Below are 18818 nucleotides of genomic sequence, written 5' to 3' on the forward strand. Positions count from 1 at the left end.
ATGTTCGACAAAATCCTGATTGCCAATCGAGGCGAGATCGCCCTGCGTGTGATACGCGCCGCGCGCGAGATGGGGATTAAGACGGTCGCCGTCCACTCTACCGCCGACAGCGACGCGATGCATGTACGCATGGCGGACGAATCTGTTTGTATTGGTCCTCCGCCCAGCCCGCAAAGTTATCTTTCTGTACCTGCGATCATTTCAGCTTGTGAAATAACAGGTGCGCAGGCAATCCACCCCGGCTATGGCTTCTTGTCCGAGAATGCCGAGTTCGTGCAGATCGTCGAAGACCACGACATCACCTTTATTGGCCCGACTGCCGAACATATTCGCGTCATGGGGGACAAGATTACTGCCAAGGATACGATGAAAGAACTTGGTGTTCCATGCGTTCCGGGTTCGGACGGTGGTGTGCCTGACCTCGCAACGGCACGGAAAATCGGCGAGGAATTTGGTTATCCCGTTATAATTAAAGCCACAGCAGGCGGCGGCGGTCGCGGTATGAAAGTCGCCATGAGTGCTGACGAAATGGAAAGCGCATTCATGACCGCCCGAGCCGAGGGTAAAGCTGCCTTTGGCAACGATGAAGTGTATATCGAGAAATACCTGACCACACCGCGCCACATTGAAATCCAGGTCTTCGGTGATGGAAAAGGTAACGCCGTGCATCTGGGCGAGCGCGATTGCTCTCTGCAGCGCCGCCATCAGAAGGTGTTTGAAGAGGCCCCCGGACCCTGCATCACCCCGGAGGAACGCGCCAAAATCGGTAAGGTTTGCGCGGATGCAGTTGCCAAAATAAATTACATTGGCGCAGGAACCATCGAGTTCCTGTACGAAAATGGTGAATTTTACTTCATTGAGATGAACACCCGTCTGCAAGTGGAACACCCAGTGACCGAAGGCATTTTTGGCGTTGATCTGGTTCGCGAACAAATTCGCGTTGCCGCTGGCGAGCCGATGTCGTTCGGTCAGGACGATCTGGAAATCAACGGTCATGCCATCGAAGTACGGATCAATGCTGAAAAGCTTCCGAATTTTTCACCCTGCCCAGGTAAAATCACAGCATATCATGCACCCGGCGGTCTGGGAGTGCGAATGGATTCAGCACTTTATGACGGCTACTCGATCCCACCTTACTACGATTCATTGATCGCGAAACTGATCGTTCAGGGACGTGACCGGGCCGAAGCATTAGCCCGTCTTGAACGCGCATTGGGCGAACTGATTGTGGATGGCATTGATACCACCGTTCCGCTGTTTCACGCTTTGCTTCAGGAACCAGACATTCATAGCGGTAATTATAACATCCACTGGCTGGAGCGCTGGCTTGCGGAGCATATGGCCCAGTAAGAAAATCGGATCGGGGGGAGCAATCCCCCCGGTTTCAGGTCGCCCGACATGAGTCTTTCTCCTGAACTTCTTTTGCATGGCTATTCCATTGGGATTTTTCCGATGGCCGAACACCGCGACGATCCCGAGCTATTTTGGGTCGACCCTAAATTTCGTGGTGTTTTCCCCTTGGATGGCTTTCACATTTCACGCAGCCTTGCCCGGCGCATTCGCAAGTGTGGCTATACAATAACGATCAATCAGAATTTTGACGGTGTGGTGGATGGTTGTGCCGATCGCAGCGACACTTGGATCAATCCCGAATTGCGCAGATTGTACCGCTCACTGCACCATTCCGGGCATGCGCATTCTTTGGAGGTTTGGGAGGATGAAGAATTGGTCGGAGGCGTCTTCGGCGTTGCCCTCGGGGCGGCATTTTTCGGCGAAAGTATGTTCTCCCTTCGCAAGGACGCATCAAAAATTGCGTTAGCATACATGGTGGATCGATTGCGCCGAACAGGATTCACATTATTCGACGCTCAGTTCCTGACTGCTCATCTCGCCTCCCTCGGAGCGATCGAAATTTCACGGGCCGTTTATCAGTCGGAACTAAAGCAAGCCCTTGATCTGAGTGCAGACTTCACTGCCCAGCTGTCCCAGACGCCTCAAGGAGTGATACAGCGGATTACCCAAACATCGTAACGTGCGTGATCCAGTGCGTTCAGCGCAGGGGACGTGGCAATCATCCATCCATCGAACAGCTGCTCGGCCTTGTCCTGTTCCCAAATCGTCAGATAAGCAAACGCATCCCCGGTTGGGTTATCAGCCGGATAGCGACAATCCCCTAACGCCACGTCCAATCCGAAAACGGCCTTCGTTTCGCCGGTCCGGATTTCAAAATCCATTGTTTGGCCGCTTACCTTGTCCAAGCCTCGCATAGCAGCCCCAGGGCCAGATTCTGCCCTTTGCTGGGCAAATGCGCCCGTCACGGCTAACGCGAATAATACCGCCAATGCGCGTGTCATTCGCTATCGTCTCCGGCCACAAACTTGACCAAGAGTGAGATCAGGCTTACCGCACCTTGCGTATCCTCAATCTCATCCCCGGCTTCAAAGTAGAATGGTGATCCGCCGGGCATAACTTCTACAAAATTCCCGCCCAAAAGCCCTTCGGATGAGATGATTATAGCGCTGTCGTCCGGAATAAGAACACCTTCGGCCACGGAAAAATTGGTATCGGCGCGATAGGTATCAGGGTTCAGGGAAACATTTGTAACCGTGCCGATCTTGACACCGGCCAAACGAACATCGGTACCCACGCCTACACCTTCCAAAGACCGGAACGACGCCCCAAGCTCGTAACCAGTTCGGTTCTGCGAAAAACCAGTCGACTGGCTAGCATAGACACCGAACGCCACGGCACCTGCTAAAACGACCCCACCGACAAGAATTTCGGTTAAATTGTAAGTCGACATTGCTCGCCTCGCTTATTCCGGGCTCCACGCCTCGTAGTCTTTGCGTTCGACAGGGTCTACGCGGCGCAAGGAACCTGCTGGGGTATAAGCTAACGCTGTACCCGTTAGGTTTTCTTGATGTGGTTTTTCCCAGGACTTATGTGGCAGTGGCTTATCTGTCGGGGGTTCATCCCAAGTGCGATGTAGCCATCCGTGCCAATCAGGGTCAATGCGGCTTGCCTCGGCTTCACCATTGAATATGACCCAGCGCTTGCTATCGTCCGCCGTGCGATAGAACACATTTCCTTCGTCGTCTTCGCCTACCTTGACGCCCTTGCGTGCGGTGTAAATCTGAGTGTTCAAGGTTGCCCCATTCCACCAGGTCACGGCCCGCAAAAGAGTGTTCAGGATTCCCATCGGTAACCTCCGACAATTTTGTTCCTGCAGATATGAACCAAAGGCGGGCGGAGGTCCAGTGTCACGTCGAGGTTGCCTTCTGTTCCGGTAGAAACGCCGTCACTTCGATTTCGATGCGGTATTTCGGATCGATCAAACCGCACTCAATCATTGTAGCCGCAGGCGGGTTGTCGCCAAATGTTTTCGCAAGAACAGGCCAGCAAGGTTCAAACTCTTTTCTGTCGGGCAGCATGTATGTCACGCGCACTACATCAGCGAAGCTTGCGCCAGCTTTCGCAAGAGCACCTTCGATAATTTCCAATGCAGACAGACACTGCCCTACAACATCGTCCCCCTGGCCGACGGTACCAGAAACGTGAATAAAGCCGCCAGCAACTACGGCGCGACAATACCCGACTTTGACCTCGAATTCACCGCCAGAAGATATTCTTTGAATCGTCAATTTACCCTCACATAAAAACGGCGCGGGATGTACCGCGCCGAAGCTATCAAATCGTTTAGTTTTTAACCTGCCGAAGCGGATTCCTGCGCTGAATCAGCATATATAATCAAAGGTTGAGCGTCCGAAGTCACGGCCTCGAGATTTACTACAACTTCAGCGACGTTCTTTAGCCCAGGCAATTCAAACATTGTGTCCAGCAGTATATCCTCGAGGATCGATCTTAGGCCGCGCGCACCGGTCTTTCGTTCAATTGCCTTTTTGGCAATCGCTTTGAGTGCGTCGTCCGTAAACGCCAGCTCGGAGTCTTCCAGTTCGAATAGACGTTGGTACTGCTTTACCAAAGCATTCTTAGGCTTGGTGAGGATCGTAACCAAAGCGTCTTCATCAAGATCTTCCAATGTGGCCAGAACGGGTAGTCTGCCAACAAATTCAGGGATCAGGCCGAACTTCAACAAATCTTCTGGCTCAAGTTCTTTAAAGATTTCGCCCACACCACGCTCGTCATTGTCACGGACATCTGCGCCAAAACCCATTGCAGATCCCTTGCCCCGTTGAGCAATGATCTTGTCCAATCCGGCAAAGGCACCACCGCAGATGAAAAGGATGTTGGTCGTGTCAACTTGCAGGAATTCCTGTTGCGGATGTTTACGGCCGCCCTGTGGCGGGACGCTTGCAACGGTACCTTCCATCAATTTAAGCAAAGCCTGTTGAACGCCCTCACCCGATACATCGCGTGTGATCGATGGGTTTTCTGACTTACGTGTAATTTTGTCGACCTCGTCAATATAGACGATACCGCGTTGTGCACGTTCAACATTGTACTCGCTGGCCTGCAACAACTTGAGAATGATGTTTTCGACATCCTCTCCCACATAACCGGCTTCGGTCAGGGTAGTCGCATCCGCCATCGTAAACGGCACATCCAAAATCCTCGCGAGCGTTTGGGCCAGCAAGGTTTTACCGCACCCAGTCGGGCCGATTAACAGAATATTTGACTTCGCCAGCTCAATATCACTGCCGGCTTTTTGAGCGTGATTCAGACGTTTGTAGTGATTGTGCACCGCTACAGACAAGACCCTCTTGGCAGTTGCCTGACCAATCACATAGTCGTCCAGAACCTCGCAAATATCCTTGGGCGTAGGCACCCCATCCGACGACTTCAATCCGCTGGCTTTGGTTTCCTCACGGATAATATCCATGCACAATTCAACGCATTCATCGCAGATGAAAACGGTTGGCCCCGCGATCAGCTTACGTACCTCATGCTGGCTTTTACCGCAGAAACTACAGTAGAGCGTGTTTTTACCGTCACCGCCTGAATTCGTCGCCATTTTGTACCTTTCGGGCTCCGTCCCTGCGGCCCTGACCGGGCCGCGCTTTCCGCCTGTTGTTGTAGCTTAGGCCAGCGTTGTAGCGGCTACAATCTCAAAATCACACTTTACGAATGACTGCGGGATTTAGAATTCAGGATTCGTCCTCATCCATTTTGGCACGGTTTTCCACAATCTCATCGATATGGCCCCACTCTTTGGCTTCTTCAGGGCTCATGAAATTGTCGCGGTCCAAAGCCTTTTCAACGGCCTTTTTTGTCTGCCCGGTATGACGGACATATATGTCATACAGGCGATCCTTAAGTTTCTGCGTCTCTGCCGCATGGATCATGATGTCGCTTGCCTGGCCCTGGTATCCGCCACTGGGTTGGTGCACCATAATCCGGCTGTTGGGCAGCGAAAATCGCATGCCCTTTTCGCCACCGGCCAGCAAAACCGATCCCATCGACGCCGCCTGACCGATTACCAAAGTCGAACATTTTGGCTTAATGTATTGCATTGTATCGTAAATCGACAGCCCGCTTGTCACAACTCCACCAGGCGAGTTGATGTAGATCGATATCTCTTTGTTCGGATTTTCTGCCTCAAGATGCAGCAACTGAGCCACCACAAGATGGCTCATCCCATCGTGGATGGGACCATTGATAAAGATGATCCGTTCTTTCAGCAAACGAGAAAAAATGTCATAGGCGCGCTCACCCCGGCTGGTCTGCTCGACAACCATCGGAACAAGCGTATTCATATAGGTATCTACTGGATCGAACATTCGGAACCTGCCTGCTTTGCTGTGGATCGGGACACTACCCGTAAATGTGTTACCCGAGTCTTAGTGCCGCCGCCGGGGGGCTGCAAGGGGGGCTAAGCGGATCGGCGGGTCGCCTGACGCCTTGCGGTCCGTTTTGATCGATTGATCGGAAACTTAACACTTCCACTCTCACCGTATGCATGGCGAAAAAGATCGAACCCGGTAAGAACTCAAAAGTGGACAGGCCCATGACAGGCATGACATTTATCAAATTTCTTTAAATTTCGCGCCGATTTGAGCCCGACATATGGAAATATTTGACTTCTATACTTCGAATGGTGTGGACAACTTAATACTGAAGTTGCACAAGTGCGATCAACTTATGCGATATCGAGCAAGTTAAGGAATCGAAAACAATGGCTCTTCCCCAGCTTTCACAAGAGTTGCCCTCTCAAGATTTGGTTGATTTAGTTGCTAACGCGGCGCGGGCTTCAAATTTTCTAAAAGCAATCAGCCACGAAGGCCGCCTTATGATCCTCTGTCATCTTGCCTCGGGTGAAAAATCAGTGACAGAGTTGGAAGAGTTGCTATCGGCGCGTCAGGCAGCGGTGTCACAACAATTGTCCCGCCTGAGGTTGGAGGGCCTTGTTACTCCGCGTCGTGAAGGTAAGGCAATATTTTATCGCCTTGCCGACGAACGTCCAAGTCGTTTACTCAAAGTCGTTCATGAATTGTTTTGCTGAAATGGGGATGACAACGCGCATACAGCGTAGTCAATCAGCGGTCGTATCAAAGGCATGGCGATCCGGAAAACGGAAAGTTATTCCAATGCTCGTTACCCATCATCACTCAATAGCGCTATTTCTGATCTGAAACCGGTGGACCTCGGTTTACATACATTACAAACTTGTGGCTCCACTATGTGAAAGCTGCTAACCCCACTGTTGCATGTAATTATGGAGATGCTGATGATCCGCGCAATTCTGATTGGGCTGGCCCTTTTTTCCCTGACCGGTTGTGAGACAGCGAAAGGGGCGGGTAAAGACATTGAGAAAGCAGGCGACGCCATTCAGAACGCAGCGACGGATGTTCAGCAAAGTCTATAATTGCTCATCATGTTGCGCTGTTGCAACGCTTTTCTGCGATATGTAGTTGCTTGCCATACGTAAGTTGTCTAAGGTAGCGAACACAGGTGCATAGACGCGGCACTGCATTTCTGACACTTCTACGGGGTTCTTCGGCCTATGCCAAAGAACCCCGTATCCATATTGGCGGTATGCGGTAGCCTGTACGAACCTTTGGTTCTGAAATAGGAAAAGGCGTCAGGTGCTCAGACGCGGTCTTTGCATGCATCCTTTCGGACACCCCTGACGCCTTGCCGGTTCGATCCACCCTAAAGCTTCTCGATCCAGTTGCCTCACCCCCTAAGGGGCTCTGGCTGCTACGTAACGCGCTATGTCGTTTCGCAGCTACACATCGACCTTGTAAGAGGCCAATCACCCAATCCGAATGCGAAATCCAGATCAACTGATCCACCACCGGTAAGCTATTGCATCAAGAAACAAATCCTAAGACTGTTTCTGACGCCGCAGCCCCCTTGGCCTTTGCGTCCCGCCGCTTTTCCGAAGATCCGCTGCGGTAATGAGACTCTTACATCACCGTCCTGATCGGACAAGAAAATAGCACTGCAGCATGAAAATTAGACGGGGATAAACTGTTGATATCCGCCGGGAGAACGATGTGGATAACTCTGATACTGTCGTCTTTGCGCGGGTTTGAAAGTGGAAAAGTAAAAACTTGTTTGATAGCCCGGTTTCCAGGCGGTTTCTGCAACTGCAAAGGCGTTTTGAAGCGACTCGGCAGCGAGTCCCCAATACCTGCGCAGCAGAATCACTAAACATCCGATCTGGACAGCATCAGATTCGATTGCTTTGAAGTGGCCGGTTCCACACATTTGACGTGCGGCACGGGTGGCAGGCGTGTTATGCGCCAGACACGTCAACAAAGAACCGCTTGGGCCGGACGACCGTTTTCGCACCGCAGGCACCGCGCCAAAGTTTCGCGAGGATCAAACCAAGCCGCGGCGGGGAATACCACTTTCTGGTCCGACCCATTACCGAAACGAATGCCTCGGTCATCCGGCCCGCCTTCCTCCCTGTGGAGACCTGGCTGTTTCCCAAAGCGCCTCGACCCGTCCGCGTTATTTGACACGCAATGCCGCAATCTGGTTCCAACTGCTAAAATTACCCATAATCCGGGACGGGCCGAAAACGCTTCAGTTCACCTGGCGTTCCAGAACGGTGCTGTAGGTCGTTCCGGTCCGCAGGCTACGGAAATCTGCATAGATCCTGCCGCCCTCGTACCGCGCATCAATCAGAGCGTTCACCCCGACCGCGGGTTCGGACGAGCTTTCGACGATGCCGATCTTGCCTGAACCATCCTGACTGATCGAGCCCGTGGCCTCGTAGAGTGTCCAGTCATCCATGGCATTGCGCCGCCACATGCTGGGCCCCCAGAACACGTTGTCCTGTTGCGTCTGGATGTCGAGCACCCATTCCGATTGGTTAAAACGCGGTGCATCCCCGGTGGCTGAATTCGAAGGCGACACCGTCGTTTGGCTGGCCGTCCAAGTGCCGCGAAGGTCGGGCGTGGTATCAGCGGCAGCCACCGTGCCAAGGGCGAGGGTTGTGGCCAGAGCGGCTGCTCCGGCAGTCATGTATCTGGTCATTGGCTCTCTCCATCTCATGGGGCCGTTGCTGGCCTTTTGAACAGATTGGGAGAGAGCTGGCGGGTTACAACTTACCTAAGGGAAACTTCATAATTGGTTTAGATTAGCGTTAACTGGCGGCATGTTTTATGGCCATTTTGACCCGTAATGCGGGCTTTAGTTCGCGCTACAGTGTTTCATAAATGGCTTTTACTTGGCGGGAACCAGCCCACCCCAACTCGGTTAGTGACAGTGATAGGGCTTTGAGCCCGCGTGACAGCACTGGCCCGGAGGTGAATCACTTCTACAGCCTCCACCGTGGGCAAAAGCCGTGGTTGCGGTCAGCGATGCAAAGACCGTCGCCAGAAACAAATGTCGCATTTGAAAATCCTATTTTCCATAAAAAACTGCAAGTTAATAAACGCTAACAGTCTTACCCGACGCCACAAGTTCCATATCGATGAAATTTTAGTTAATTCGGAGCGTTTTAGGACTGAACGTGTGGAACCCTGAGGAGCAAACGCGTTTGCAACAACTGATCAATAAAACCGAGGGCAGTGCCGACCCGAGGGGAGGCGCAAACGCGCCGCCCCATGGGGACGGGTCGGCGCGGCCCGGCGATGCCGCCGGGCGGGTGAGGGTATGTCAAATGACAGCAAACGCAATTCCTAAACTGCCAAGTCCTTAATTTGTTCTTTCGAAGAACGCTGGTCTGTCTTTCTTGATCTCATCCAATAGATCGTTGAATTGCTTCTTCACCAGAGGTCCCGGAAATTTCAAAAACCCACCTTCCTTGAATTCGATCATGGGGTACGGCTCAGGACACCAGCGCACCTCGATTCTCCTTCCAACTGCGAATAAATTTATTGAATAGTCGCGCGCAAATGCCCAAAACAGTTCCGGCTTGATCTCACCATTAATTTCGTTCAGCAAGAGCGGTCTGTTGACACTTTCGGCAATCCAAAAGTTCCCTTGGAAGTCAAAAGAATCTTGCTCTGCAGCAAATCTAAAAACGGTTTCGCCATGTTCTGACGAGAAAGGAACACAGCTTGTGTTGTGACAAATCTCGAGTTCCTCGGTCACAGAAAAATTGTTCAGAACAAAATACTTAGGAATAAACTTACCTTCTCTAGCTTCAATTAGCTCGTACCAGCCCCCGTATCTCCAAGTGGGATGCGCGCGATAGGTCCTTTCGTTCAAAATTCCGAACGTAATGAAACTCATGGAGAGATGGGCAGCGCTGGAGACGTCAACGGAAGCCGCACTTGGTTCACGCACAAATTTGATTGGATCATCTAACAGCCCAGATCCCGAACCGGCAAAGACAACTTCAAACCCATGAAATTGGTACACGTTGCATCGGTGGTGAATTATTGAAATCCCCGACTCCCAATGTAGCACCAATATGAATGAAGAATCTTCATATGATTCAAAATTTCTTGCTATGCGTTCTAAGGCTAAGGGTCCTTTATACGTCTCCATAATTGTTTCGATTTCATTAGCGCAAGTCCGAGCTAACGATAGCTCTCCGCTCCAGAGCAATCGACTTCCGTCACCAAGCTGTATGATCTTTGACTGCAAACGTGTTTGGATATGGCCTAGCGTATCTAACGGTTCTTGCCGACTTCCGAATGAAACCGGAGTTTCCAACCGGGGACCCTCGTCCGCTTCATCAGAAGTTATCAGGCAATCCGCCCAAAATGCTAAATCACCATTAGCTTTGTTCAGAACAAGAGAAATTACACTCATTCATATCTACTCATCTTCAACGACCACCATTATAGAAACGCAGCTGGCTACGCCAACCGCGTTCGGCCACCCGCCGTAAAAATGACTAGCTACTAGCTGTCCATCTGCTTCCAAACCACCACCGGGTGCCGCACGCATTTGGCTTTGCCAAACGCCTTCGCGCACTCGCACCTAAAATGGACTAAGAGTCCATTTTAAGTGCGGAAATAAACGCCTCCTGCGGAATATCAACTTTCCCGAACTGACGCATCTTCTTTTTCCCCGCTTTCTGCTTGTCCAGCAGTTTGCGTTTCCGCGTGGCGTCGCCTCCGTAACACTTCGCGGTCACGTCCTTGCGCAGGGCCGAGAGGGTCTCGCGCGCGATGACCTTGCCTCCGATGGCGGCCTGGATCGGGATTTTGAACATGTGGCGCGGGATCAGGTCTTTGAGCTTTTCGCACATCGCCCGGCCCCGCATCTCGGCCCGGTCGCGGTGAACCATGGTCGACAGCGCGTCCACTGGCTCATCATTCACAAGGATCGACATTTTGACCAGATTATCCTCTGTGTAGCCGGTCATTTGGTAGTCGAAGGACGCATAGCCCTTGGTCACCGATTTCAGACGATCATAGAAGTCGAAGACGACCTCGTTCAGCGGCAGGTCATATACGACCATGGCCCGGCTGCCCGCATAAGTCAGGTCCAGCTGGATACCGCGGCGGTCCTGGCAGAGTTTCAGCACGTCGCCGAGGTATTCGTCAGGCACCAGAATGGTCGCCTTGATGCGCGGTTCTTCAAGGTGGTCGACCTTGGACAGGTCAGGCATGTCGGCGGGGTTGTGAAGCTCGATCATCTCGCCGTCTTTCATAAAGACGTGGTAGATCACGCTTGGTGCAGTGGTGATGAGCTCGATATCATATTCGCGTTCGATGCGGTCGCGGATAACCTCAAGATGCAGCAGGCCGAGAAAGCCGCAGCGGAAGCCAAAGCCCAGCGCGGCCGAAGTTTCCATTTCGTATGAGAACGAGGCGTCGTTCAGAGCCAGTTTTTCAATCGCGTCGCGCAGGTCTTCGAATTCGGCAGAATCCACCGGGAAGAGGCCGCAGAAAACCACAGGCTGCGCAGGTTTGAAGCCGGGCAGAGCGTCTTCAGCACCATTGCGGTCGTTGGTGATGGTATCTCCGACGCGGGTGTCGCGGACCTGTTTGATCGAGGCGGTCAGGAAGCCGATCTCACCGGGGCCCAAGGAGTCTACCATCTCCATCTCAGGCCGAAAAACACCGATGCGGTCAACGTGGTGCAGGGTGCCGTTCGACATGAACTTAACCCGCATTCCCTTTTTCAGCGTGCCGTCCATGATACGTACCAGAACGATAACGCCGAGGTAGGCGTCGTACCATGAATCCACCAGCATCGCCTTGAGCGGCGCGTCTACGGTTCCCTGTGGCGCGGGCAGCTGGTGAACAATAGCCTCAAGCGTTTCATGGATACCCTGCCCCGTCTTTGCCGAAACCTGAATGGCGTCGGTGGCGTCAATACCAATCACATCCTCGATCTGTTCAGCAACGCGGTCGCAATCGGACGCCGGCAAGTCGATCTTGTTCAGGACCGGCACGATCTCATGATCAGCGTCGATGGCTTGATACACATTTGCCAGCGTTTGCGCCTCGACCCCTTGGGTCGAATCCACGACCAGCAGAGATCCCTCGACAGCGCGCATGGACCGAGAAACCTCGTAGGCAAAGTCCACGTGGCCGGGGGTGTCGATCAGGTTCAGCACGTATGCCTCGCCATTATCAGCGGTATAGTCGATGCGGACCGTGTTGGCCTTGATGGTGATGCCCCGCTCACGCTCGATATCCATGCTATCGAGTAGCTGTTCCTTCATATCGCGATCCTTGACCGTTCCCGTCTCTTGTATGAGCCGGTCGGCAAGAGTGGATTTGCCATGGTCGATATGCGCGACGATGGAGAAATTGCGGATATGAGCGAGGTCTGTCATGGAGTGGGATATGTCCGTAGTTTGGGGCCTCGTCAAGCAGTGAAACGTTGACTAAAAAGTCAAATCGACCTGTTTGGACCGACAGAAATTCACCCGAAATGAGGGAATTAAAAGGTACGTATCAGCAACCGTCAAATTAAGTCTCCTAAACGTAGGCGCAGTTTTCGCTGCCATTCCATCTTTTTGCTCGAACTGAACCCGCTGACAACTAACAATTCCAGAAGAATTTAATGCTCGATTTTGTGCTAAAGAAATAGGCAAGCGGCAACATTCACAGCGTTTTTGTAAATGTTTAAAACTCAAATCGAGCGAAAAACGGCAGGGATTATAAGTACCCACTCAGTGTTTTGAGAACGTTTTCACTTTACAGAGGGTTATTTATTGATCCGGAATCCAGTTTGATTCATAATTGCGCGCAAGCCGAGAGGGTCGATAGAACTCTCCGGTCAGGCAAAGACGAGGCAAGGGCATGAAACAGTTTCTCTTAATCGCATTCTGTGCGACTTCGCTGACGGCGGTATCCCCGACACTGACGGAAGCTGCGCAAATCAAGCGAGCGTGTTTGGCATCGGACCGGGCCGCTGCAACGCGGGACAGGTGCAATTGCATCCAGCGAGTGGCCAATCAGGCGCTGACTAGTAGTGACCAGAAGACCGTAGCCAAGTGGTTCACCGACCCCCATCAGGCTCAGGAACTCAAGATGTCGCAATCTGCGCAAGACGATGCGCTGTGGGATCGGTATCAAAACTTCGGCCAGATGGCGCAGGCTGTGTGCGGCTGATCCCTGGCGGGAAAGCTTGACCTGATCCACGCTGCCCCTCAGAAAAGGCGCAGCGAAAAGGATTATGCATGGTGATGAAAGGGCTGACCCTGCGTGGACTCGAGGTATTCGAGGCACTGGCAAGAACGGGATCTGTGGCGCAAGCTGCCGAGATCACAGGGCTTAGCCAGCCTTCGGTTTCCCAGCAACTTCGCAACCTGGAAAAGGCGTTGGGCACCGATCTGGTGGATCATGGGCGCCGCCCTATGCGCCTGACGCAGGCAGGGCGCAGTTTTCTTGCGCGCGCAGAAGCCATACTCGCGGAACTTCAAATGGCTCAAAGCGAGCTGACAGTTATGGACTTGGGACATCTTACCACATTGTCCATCGGGCTTATCGACGACTTTGACAACGACCTGACCCCGCGTCTGGCTACCTTGCTGGCTGACAGTTTAACCCGCTCCAAATTCAAACTAATAACTCTGCCCAGTCTGGAGATATTCGAGGAACTTGAATCCCAACGCCTGCACCTTGCCGTTTCCGCCCACAGTGGCGAAGTGCTTGAAGGCGTGATCGAATACCCTTTGGTCCGCGACCCCTTTATCCTTGTTGCGCCTAAAGGATCGGGCGGTGCCGAAGCAGTGTTAAAAGACCTGCCATTTTTGCGATACGCGCGCGAACAACTGATCAGCCGTCAAATAGAGGGCCAGTTGGCCCGGCACGCCATGGAGTTCGAAGAACGGTTCGAGATAGGTTCGCACATGGCTTTGATGGCAATGGTCGCCCGTGGGCTGGGTTGGGCTGTAACAACCCCACTGGGATATATGCGCGCGGCAAGATTCCACGACGGACTAGAGGTCCACCCTGCCCCGTTTGGGGAAGTTTCTCGTACTATTTCCCTTTTTACGAGATCGGATTGGTCGGATCAGGTTCCAAACGATGTGGCTGATATGATCCGAAGGTTGATGAAACGTCAAATTATCGACCCAGCGGTAACGCAGGTCCCTTGGTTGGCTGATAAACTGGTTGTTATCGACAATTAAGATGTCAAATGATCGTGCAACCCTTTTGTTGCCGTTTCGATCAAGTAAAACGCTCCTTCGAAATCACCTGTGTAGTAAGGGTCGGGGATATGATCTTTCCCGATATGCGGTGAGAAATCCGTAAGCAACCTGACCGGAGTGCCCATACCCGGTGGCCGTAACGCTTCGATATCGGCAATGTTATCCCGATCCATGCCAATGATCAGATCAAAAAGCTCAAAGTCGCTGGCCAAGAATTGCCTGGCCCGTAAGTCGCTCAGATCAATTCCCCGGGCCAATGCAGCCTCTTGCATAGGAGCGTATGGCGGACGACCGATATGCCATCCAGAAGTTCCGGCGCTGTCGACGGTATGTGTCGGCACAATAGTACGAAATACACCTTGGGCCGCAGGAGAACGGCAAATGTTGCCCAAACAGACAAATAGAATACGGCGTGTCATAGCACCGGTTCTAATATATGGAGAGGACATGGAAAAGATCGTCATCCTGACCGGGGCTGGAATATCCGCTGAAAGCGGGCTTGGGACTTTCCGGGACGAAGGCGGTCTGTGGGCACAGCACAGGATCGAAGACGTCGCTACCCCCGAAGGCTTTGCACGTAATCCGGCGCTGGTTCACAATTTTTATAACGTGCGCCGAGTGCAGGCCGCTAAGGCACAGCCCAATGCGGCACATCAAGCATTGGCCCGGCTGCAACGCGATTGGCCTGACGAGGTGATAGTCGTCACACAGAATGTCGACGGCCTGCACGAGGCAGGTGGATCACAAGATGTAATTCATATGCATGGAACTTTGGCTGGAGCACTTTGTTCCAGTTGTAGTCATCGCTGGAAGTCTGCCGAACAAATGACACCAGCCGATCCTTGCTCCAGATGTGGTCGCCCAACTGTGCGGCCAGATGTCGTTTGGTTTGGAGAGATGCCATATTTCATGGATGAGATTTATGATCATTTATCCGGCGCGCGAATCTTTGCAGCCATAGGAACATCTGGTCAGGTCTATCCGGCAGCAGCTTTTGTGCATGAAGCCATTGCTGCGGGCGCAAAAACCTTTGAGCTTAACCTCGAGCCTTCTACGGGGGTTTTACACTTTGATAATATATTGACAGGTCCAGCCACTCAAACAGTTCCCAAATGGGTGGATGATTTGCTGAAACGACGCTGATCGTATTGCCGCGCGACAAGACCCAAAAATCTCGGTTATGCTGTATCAGCATCTACATAAGGATGAAGGATGACAGATCAGGATCCAAAAACCGGCGAAGTTCTCGATGATATTGAGCTCGACCGACGTGATAAACTTAGTAAACAGCTCGCCGACCTTTGGTGGACTTTCCTGATCCGCGGCGTGTTGGCCGCTTGTGTTGGCATTGCCGCGCTATTTTGGCCAAGCGGGAGCATCTCTTTGCTTTTGCGTCTGGTCGGAATACTTTTAATCTTCGATGGCGGGCTGACGCTGCTTGGATTTGGCCGTCGTGGGTTGGTCGGCGGGGTCGGAATAGGTGCGATGCTGATTGGTGTGATCCTACTGGTCTGGCCGGAAGGGACAGCGAAACTCGCCTTTTTCCTGCTTGGTGCGTGGGCTCTGATTGTAGGCATCGGGTCTTTGGCCGCGTGGCGGCAGATGCATGAGCGCGATCCCCAACGGAATGCGATGCGAAATTCAGGGTTTGTCGCGCTCGCTATTGGTCTTGTGCTAATTTTCTCTCCAGGAATCGGCTTGTTCGCTTTGGGTTGGGTCATCGCCTTTTCTGCGCTCGCAGTAGCGGCGGTTATGTTCTGGTTGACAGCACACTTCAAACGCGCAGGGGACCGCCTGTCGATGCGTACAATAAACCGGTAAACAACAACTCAAGTGCTTAAGACCGGGCAACTCCGGTCTTAAGCAAGGATTATAGCCGCGAAACGGGCTTAGTTCAGTCGCAGTTCAATGCGAATTGGCACCATTACCCTTTCGGTTCAGGTCGACAGGCACTTCGATTTCGACTTCTCCTGCCTGCTCGAAAACAAGTGTGACAGGAACAGTCGCATCCTGCTCAAAAGGCTTGGTCAACCCCATGAACATCACGTGATCACCTCCCCGCCGCAAAACATACGTCTCACCAGCAGGAATGACGAAGCCTTCCTTGACATGAAACATCTTGGCTACGCCGTTTTCGTCAACTTTGTGAGTATGCAATTCGACTCGGTCGGCCGCGTCAGAGATCGCACCAATCAAACGATCATCTTCCTCGCCGGTATTTATTATCATCATAAAAGCTGCCCCGGCTTTGGCGTGTTTGTTTGATGATCGGGCATAGGCATCATCTACTTTGATTGAACTGTCGGCAACGGCGATTGATCCAAGTGCAGAAAAGATCATCGCAGTCAGCAAGTTAGATTTGAGCGACATAAAAGCTCTCCTAAAATTCCATAGTTTGTTCCAGAGATCGTTCGTCACAAGAAATTAGGAGGCGCCCTCGCCGGTCGAAGCGGTATGGCCGATGCAATCAAACTGGACACACCCCGCTCCGGCTCGCCACCGGATCGGGCTGGTGGTCCCGGCAACAAAGGAAACTCAGCGAAAAGAGCCGCTAAAAGGGTAAGGGAGTAATCAGGACAGTAGTGCGGAGGTCGCGTTGGTTGGCCCTGATCGTCTACATAAACAACCACAGGCCCTGTTCCGGTACACAGAACAATCTGCGCCGCCGTCCGATCCAGCCCACGTGACATCGCCATGGCAACGCCTGCTAGTCCAATTAGAACGGACAGGGCAATAGGTAGAAATATGTGTCGCAGAGCCATCATATTGGCGTTGGATATAGGCCGGGGAAACCCCGGCCTTCAAGCGTGAATGACCCCTCCGCGGCATTGCGTCAACCGTCTGTTCCGGGACGTTTATCTAATTCGACGGTCAGGCTGATATGCTGGCGGTTAACACGCCGCTGCATTCGGCTGCAGGTGCTGATAGCTTTGCTGAAAAACGCCGGTACAAGCAGAAGAAATTGAAACGACTTTCTGGGCATCGATGTGTCTCCGCCATTGGAATAACCACAAACATAACTCAATTCGAGGGATCTTTATGTGAAGAACATCACGTTTTAGGGAATTTTTGTCTGTTCGAAATCATCAGCTTTCTAAATAAAAAAGAAACCCTGCACCGAACGGTACAGGGCTCACTAAATCCGGTAAGATCGGTGATCAGGCCGACGCTTGCGCCTTAGCGATTTCCTTCTTCACTTTAAGCGCGTTATCCGACAATTCTTCGTCTTTGGCCTTGGCTAGGAAAGCGTCCAACCCGCCACGGTGGTCAACCGAGCGCAGGGCAGCCGCCGATATACGCAGTTTAACACCGCGTCCGAGGGTTTCAGATTGCAGTGTAACATCGTTTAAATTTGGCAAAAAACGACGACGAGTTCTGTTTTTGGCGTGGCTGACATTGTTGCCAGTCATCGGGCCTTTTCCGGTCAGTTCGCAGCGGCGCGACATTGTTTCTTCCTTTGTATCTGAAGGCCAGGCTCAAGACCCTCGGCCAAATCACAAGGGGCACAACCCGAAGTCGCGCCCGAAAACTGGTTGGATGCGTGTAGTGGGAATCGCCGAAAGGGTCAAGACAGACAGTGCGAATTCTTTAAGTTTGCTTTCCGGCAATGTTTGGTGTCGGCACTTCACGCGAATGGTTCGCCTGTATTCATTTGGAAATAGAACTTTTGTTTGATCAATTCAGCATCGCCAACATCTTTTCTGCAGCAGTTGTCGGACTAAGCCGACCGCTCGCCACTTCGTCCTTCAACCGATCCATGTCAGCCTTGGCCTTTGCCGTGTCCAGGCGGGCCAACAGGGTATGGCGGACTTCCTGATCGAACCAATATTTGGCTTGCGCGGCTCGGTTTGCCTGCCAATGGCCGTTATCGCGACGCCACTGAACAAGGGATTGCATCTCTTTCCATGCCGCGTCTAACCCGTGTTGTTCCACGGCCGAAACGGTCATTGCTTTAGGAAAGTCCTCGGGGTCTTGCGGGCGCTTGCGCAGTAGCCGTAAAGCTCCTGCATAATCTGCGCAGGTACGTGTGGCGGCCGCTTTAAGGTCTCCGTCTGCCTTATTCACAAGAATCATGTCGGCCATTTCCATGATGCCGCGCTTGACGCCTTGCAATTCGTCCCCACCTGCGGGTGCAAGAAGCAAAAGGAACAAGTCGGACATCTCCGATACGACAGTTTCAGACTGACCAACACCGACAGTTTCGATCAACACCACGTCGTAACCCGCAGCCTCGCAAAGAGCGATGGCTTCCCGGGTGCGGCGGGCGACGCCGCCCAAATGGCTTTGGCTTGGCGAGGGTCGGATAAACGCATTTTTCTCGCGGCTTAACCGCTCCATGCGCGTTTTGTCGCCCAATATCGAGCCGCCCGATCTGGCAGAGCTCGGATCAACCGCCAACACAGCGACCTTAAGACCCTGACCAATCAACATCATGCCAAAGCTTTCAATAAAGGTGGATTTGCCCACCCCCGGAGTACCTGACAAACCTATGCGCAACGACTGGCGACCAGCCCCGGCCAAGCGGGCCAGCAATTCCGAGGCTTGCGACCTGTGATCAGCGCGTGCACTTTCGACCAACGTTATGCCGCGAGCCAACGCTCGGCGGTCGTGATTCAATATCCTGTCACTCAGGCTTTTTGTGTCCATGTCAATCCCGATGTCCTGCGACATCACTAATTGCCGTTGCACTGGGGCGTTTGTCCAGACCATAGAGGCCTGAAATTGTTCTGCACAGGATTAGGGGCAAACTGGGGGAAATGGCAGTGGCTTCCTTTACGACCCGGATCCGCAGTCTCCGTTCATTTGCTGGCGAAAGGGTTGGCGAGCACGTTCGGTCATT

The 18818-nt window shown here is 52.6% G+C and carries 24 protein-coding genes; 8 read left to right on the plus strand and 16 right to left on the minus strand.

Features of this window, described 5'->3' with window-relative positions; translation table 11 throughout:
• Both accC and aat read left to right on the plus strand, forming a co-directional pair.
• On the plus strand, positions 1-1350 hold the full coding sequence (accC, locus tag GOV45_RS01820) for an acetyl-CoA carboxylase biotin carboxylase subunit (protein WP_170473429.1): 1350 nt from the start codon (positions 1-3) through the stop codon (positions 1348-1350).
• A gap of 48 nt (positions 1351-1398) precedes the next feature.
• A complete protein-coding gene (gene aat / locus GOV45_RS01825; protein WP_170473432.1) occupies positions 1399-2031 on the plus strand; it encodes a leucyl/phenylalanyl-tRNA--protein transferase in 633 nt (210 codons plus the stop codon).
• Here aat and GOV45_RS01830 read toward each other — a convergent pair.
• The 6 genes from GOV45_RS01830 to GOV45_RS01855 form a co-directional block, all read right to left on the minus strand.
• Positions 1995-2354: a DUF2155 domain-containing protein gene (locus tag GOV45_RS01830; protein ID WP_170473435.1), complete on the minus strand. Its 360-nt coding sequence runs from the start codon at positions 2352-2354 to the stop codon at positions 1995-1997. The two genes, aat and GOV45_RS01830, sit on opposite strands and share 37 nt — an antisense overlap.
• Positions 2351-2803: an outer membrane lipid asymmetry maintenance protein MlaD gene (gene mlaD, locus GOV45_RS01835; protein WP_170473438.1), complete on the minus strand. Its 453-nt coding sequence runs from the start codon at positions 2801-2803 to the stop codon at positions 2351-2353. Before mlaD ends, GOV45_RS01830 begins: the two co-directional genes overlap by 4 nt.
• Positions 2804-2815: 12 nt before the next feature.
• Entirely contained in the window at positions 2816-3199 is a 384-nt protein-coding gene (locus GOV45_RS01840; RefSeq protein ID WP_170473441.1) for an NADH:ubiquinone oxidoreductase subunit NDUFA12, read from the minus strand.
• 61 nt (positions 3200-3260) lie between these two features.
• Positions 3261-3641: a RidA family protein gene (locus GOV45_RS01845; protein WP_170473444.1), complete on the minus strand. Its 381-nt coding sequence runs from the start codon at positions 3639-3641 to the stop codon at positions 3261-3263.
• 62 nt (positions 3642-3703) lie between these two features.
• The gene (gene clpX / locus GOV45_RS01850; RefSeq protein WP_170473447.1) at positions 3704-4972 is read right to left on the minus strand and encodes an ATP-dependent Clp protease ATP-binding subunit ClpX; all 1269 of its coding nucleotides are present in this window, start codon (positions 4970-4972) and stop codon (positions 3704-3706) included.
• A gap of 133 nt (positions 4973-5105) precedes the next feature.
• A complete protein-coding gene (locus GOV45_RS01855) occupies positions 5106-5738 on the minus strand; it encodes an ATP-dependent Clp protease proteolytic subunit (RefSeq protein WP_170473450.1) in 633 nt (210 codons plus the stop codon).
• A gap of 395 nt (positions 5739-6133) precedes the next feature.
• On the opposite strand from GOV45_RS01855, the gene GOV45_RS01860 reads away from it, so the two are divergent.
• Together GOV45_RS01860 and GOV45_RS01865 are read left to right on the plus strand one after the other, a co-directional pair.
• The gene (locus GOV45_RS01860) at positions 6134-6460 is read left to right on the plus strand and encodes an ArsR/SmtB family transcription factor (RefSeq protein WP_170473453.1); all 327 of its coding nucleotides are present in this window, start codon (positions 6134-6136) and stop codon (positions 6458-6460) included.
• 225 nt (positions 6461-6685) lie between these two features.
• Entirely contained in the window at positions 6686-6823 is a 138-nt protein-coding gene (locus GOV45_RS01865) for an entericidin A/B family lipoprotein (protein ID WP_170473456.1), read from the plus strand.
• Positions 6824-7699: 876 nt separating this feature from the next.
• Here GOV45_RS01865 and GOV45_RS01870 read toward each other — a convergent pair.
• From GOV45_RS01870 to lepA, 5 genes are all read right to left on the minus strand, one after another.
• The gene (locus tag GOV45_RS01870) at positions 7700-7855 is read right to left on the minus strand and encodes a hypothetical protein (protein WP_170473458.1); all 156 of its coding nucleotides are present in this window, start codon (positions 7853-7855) and stop codon (positions 7700-7702) included.
• Positions 7856-7992: 137 nt separating this feature from the next.
• A complete protein-coding gene (locus GOV45_RS01875) occupies positions 7993-8445 on the minus strand; it encodes a hypothetical protein (protein ID WP_170473461.1) in 453 nt (150 codons plus the stop codon).
• Positions 8446-9108: 663 nt separating this feature from the next.
• Positions 9109-10173, minus strand: a complete 1065-nt coding sequence (locus GOV45_RS01880; protein WP_170473464.1) for a hypothetical protein — start codon at positions 10171-10173, stop codon at positions 9109-9111.
• A 6-nt stretch (positions 10174-10179) separates the two neighbouring features.
• Complete coding sequence (locus GOV45_RS23430; RefSeq protein ID WP_302478434.1) at positions 10180-10311, minus strand: hypothetical protein; 132 nt, start codon at positions 10309-10311, stop codon at positions 10180-10182.
• Positions 10312-10354: 43 nt separating this feature from the next.
• Positions 10355-12154 (minus strand): translation elongation factor 4, encoded by a 1800-nt coding sequence (gene lepA, locus GOV45_RS01885; protein WP_170473467.1) that lies wholly within the window; start codon positions 12152-12154, stop codon positions 10355-10357.
• A gap of 469 nt (positions 12155-12623) precedes the next feature.
• Between lepA and GOV45_RS01890 the strand changes: the two genes are divergently transcribed.
• The gene (locus GOV45_RS01890) at positions 12624-12935 is read left to right on the plus strand and encodes a hypothetical protein (RefSeq protein ID WP_170473470.1); all 312 of its coding nucleotides are present in this window, start codon (positions 12624-12626) and stop codon (positions 12933-12935) included.
• A 68-nt stretch (positions 12936-13003) separates the two neighbouring features.
• Positions 13004-13957, plus strand: coding sequence for a LysR family transcriptional regulator (locus GOV45_RS01895; protein ID WP_170473473.1), 954 nt, complete (start codon positions 13004-13006; stop codon positions 13955-13957).
• Here the strand turns inward: GOV45_RS01895 and GOV45_RS01900 are convergent.
• Entirely contained in the window at positions 13954-14397 is a 444-nt protein-coding gene (locus tag GOV45_RS01900) for a low molecular weight protein-tyrosine-phosphatase (RefSeq protein WP_170473478.1), read from the minus strand. The genes GOV45_RS01895 and GOV45_RS01900 overlap by 4 nt on opposite strands.
• A gap of 28 nt (positions 14398-14425) precedes the next feature.
• Between GOV45_RS01900 and GOV45_RS01905 the strand changes: the two genes are divergently transcribed.
• Both GOV45_RS01905 and GOV45_RS01910 read left to right on the plus strand, forming a co-directional pair.
• Complete coding sequence (locus tag GOV45_RS01905; protein WP_170473480.1) at positions 14426-15121, plus strand: NAD-dependent deacylase; 696 nt, start codon at positions 14426-14428, stop codon at positions 15119-15121.
• 69 nt (positions 15122-15190) lie between these two features.
• A complete protein-coding gene (locus GOV45_RS01910; protein ID WP_170473482.1) occupies positions 15191-15799 on the plus strand; it encodes an HdeD family acid-resistance protein in 609 nt (202 codons plus the stop codon).
• Positions 15800-15883: 84 nt separating this feature from the next.
• On the opposite strand, the gene GOV45_RS01915 is transcribed toward GOV45_RS01910, so the two are convergent.
• The 4 genes from GOV45_RS01915 to meaB form a co-directional block, all read right to left on the minus strand.
• The gene (locus GOV45_RS01915) at positions 15884-16348 is read right to left on the minus strand and encodes a copper chaperone PCu(A)C (protein ID WP_170473484.1); all 465 of its coding nucleotides are present in this window, start codon (positions 16346-16348) and stop codon (positions 15884-15886) included.
• A gap of 44 nt (positions 16349-16392) precedes the next feature.
• Entirely contained in the window at positions 16393-16740 is a 348-nt protein-coding gene (locus tag GOV45_RS01920; RefSeq protein WP_254447881.1) for a hypothetical protein, read from the minus strand.
• Between the two features lie 396 nt (positions 16741-17136).
• A complete protein-coding gene (rpmB, locus tag GOV45_RS01925) occupies positions 17137-17424 on the minus strand; it encodes a 50S ribosomal protein L28 (protein ID WP_170473488.1) in 288 nt (95 codons plus the stop codon).
• A 229-nt stretch (positions 17425-17653) separates the two neighbouring features.
• Positions 17654-18625 (minus strand): methylmalonyl Co-A mutase-associated GTPase MeaB, encoded by a 972-nt coding sequence (gene meaB, locus GOV45_RS01930; protein WP_170475332.1) that lies wholly within the window; start codon positions 18623-18625, stop codon positions 17654-17656.
• Positions 18626-18818: the final 193 nt, after the last annotated feature.

This window comes from Ruegeria arenilitoris, from assembly GCF_013035425.1.
GTDB lineage: Bacteria > Pseudomonadota > Alphaproteobacteria > Rhodobacterales > Rhodobacteraceae > Ruegeria > Ruegeria arenilitoris_A.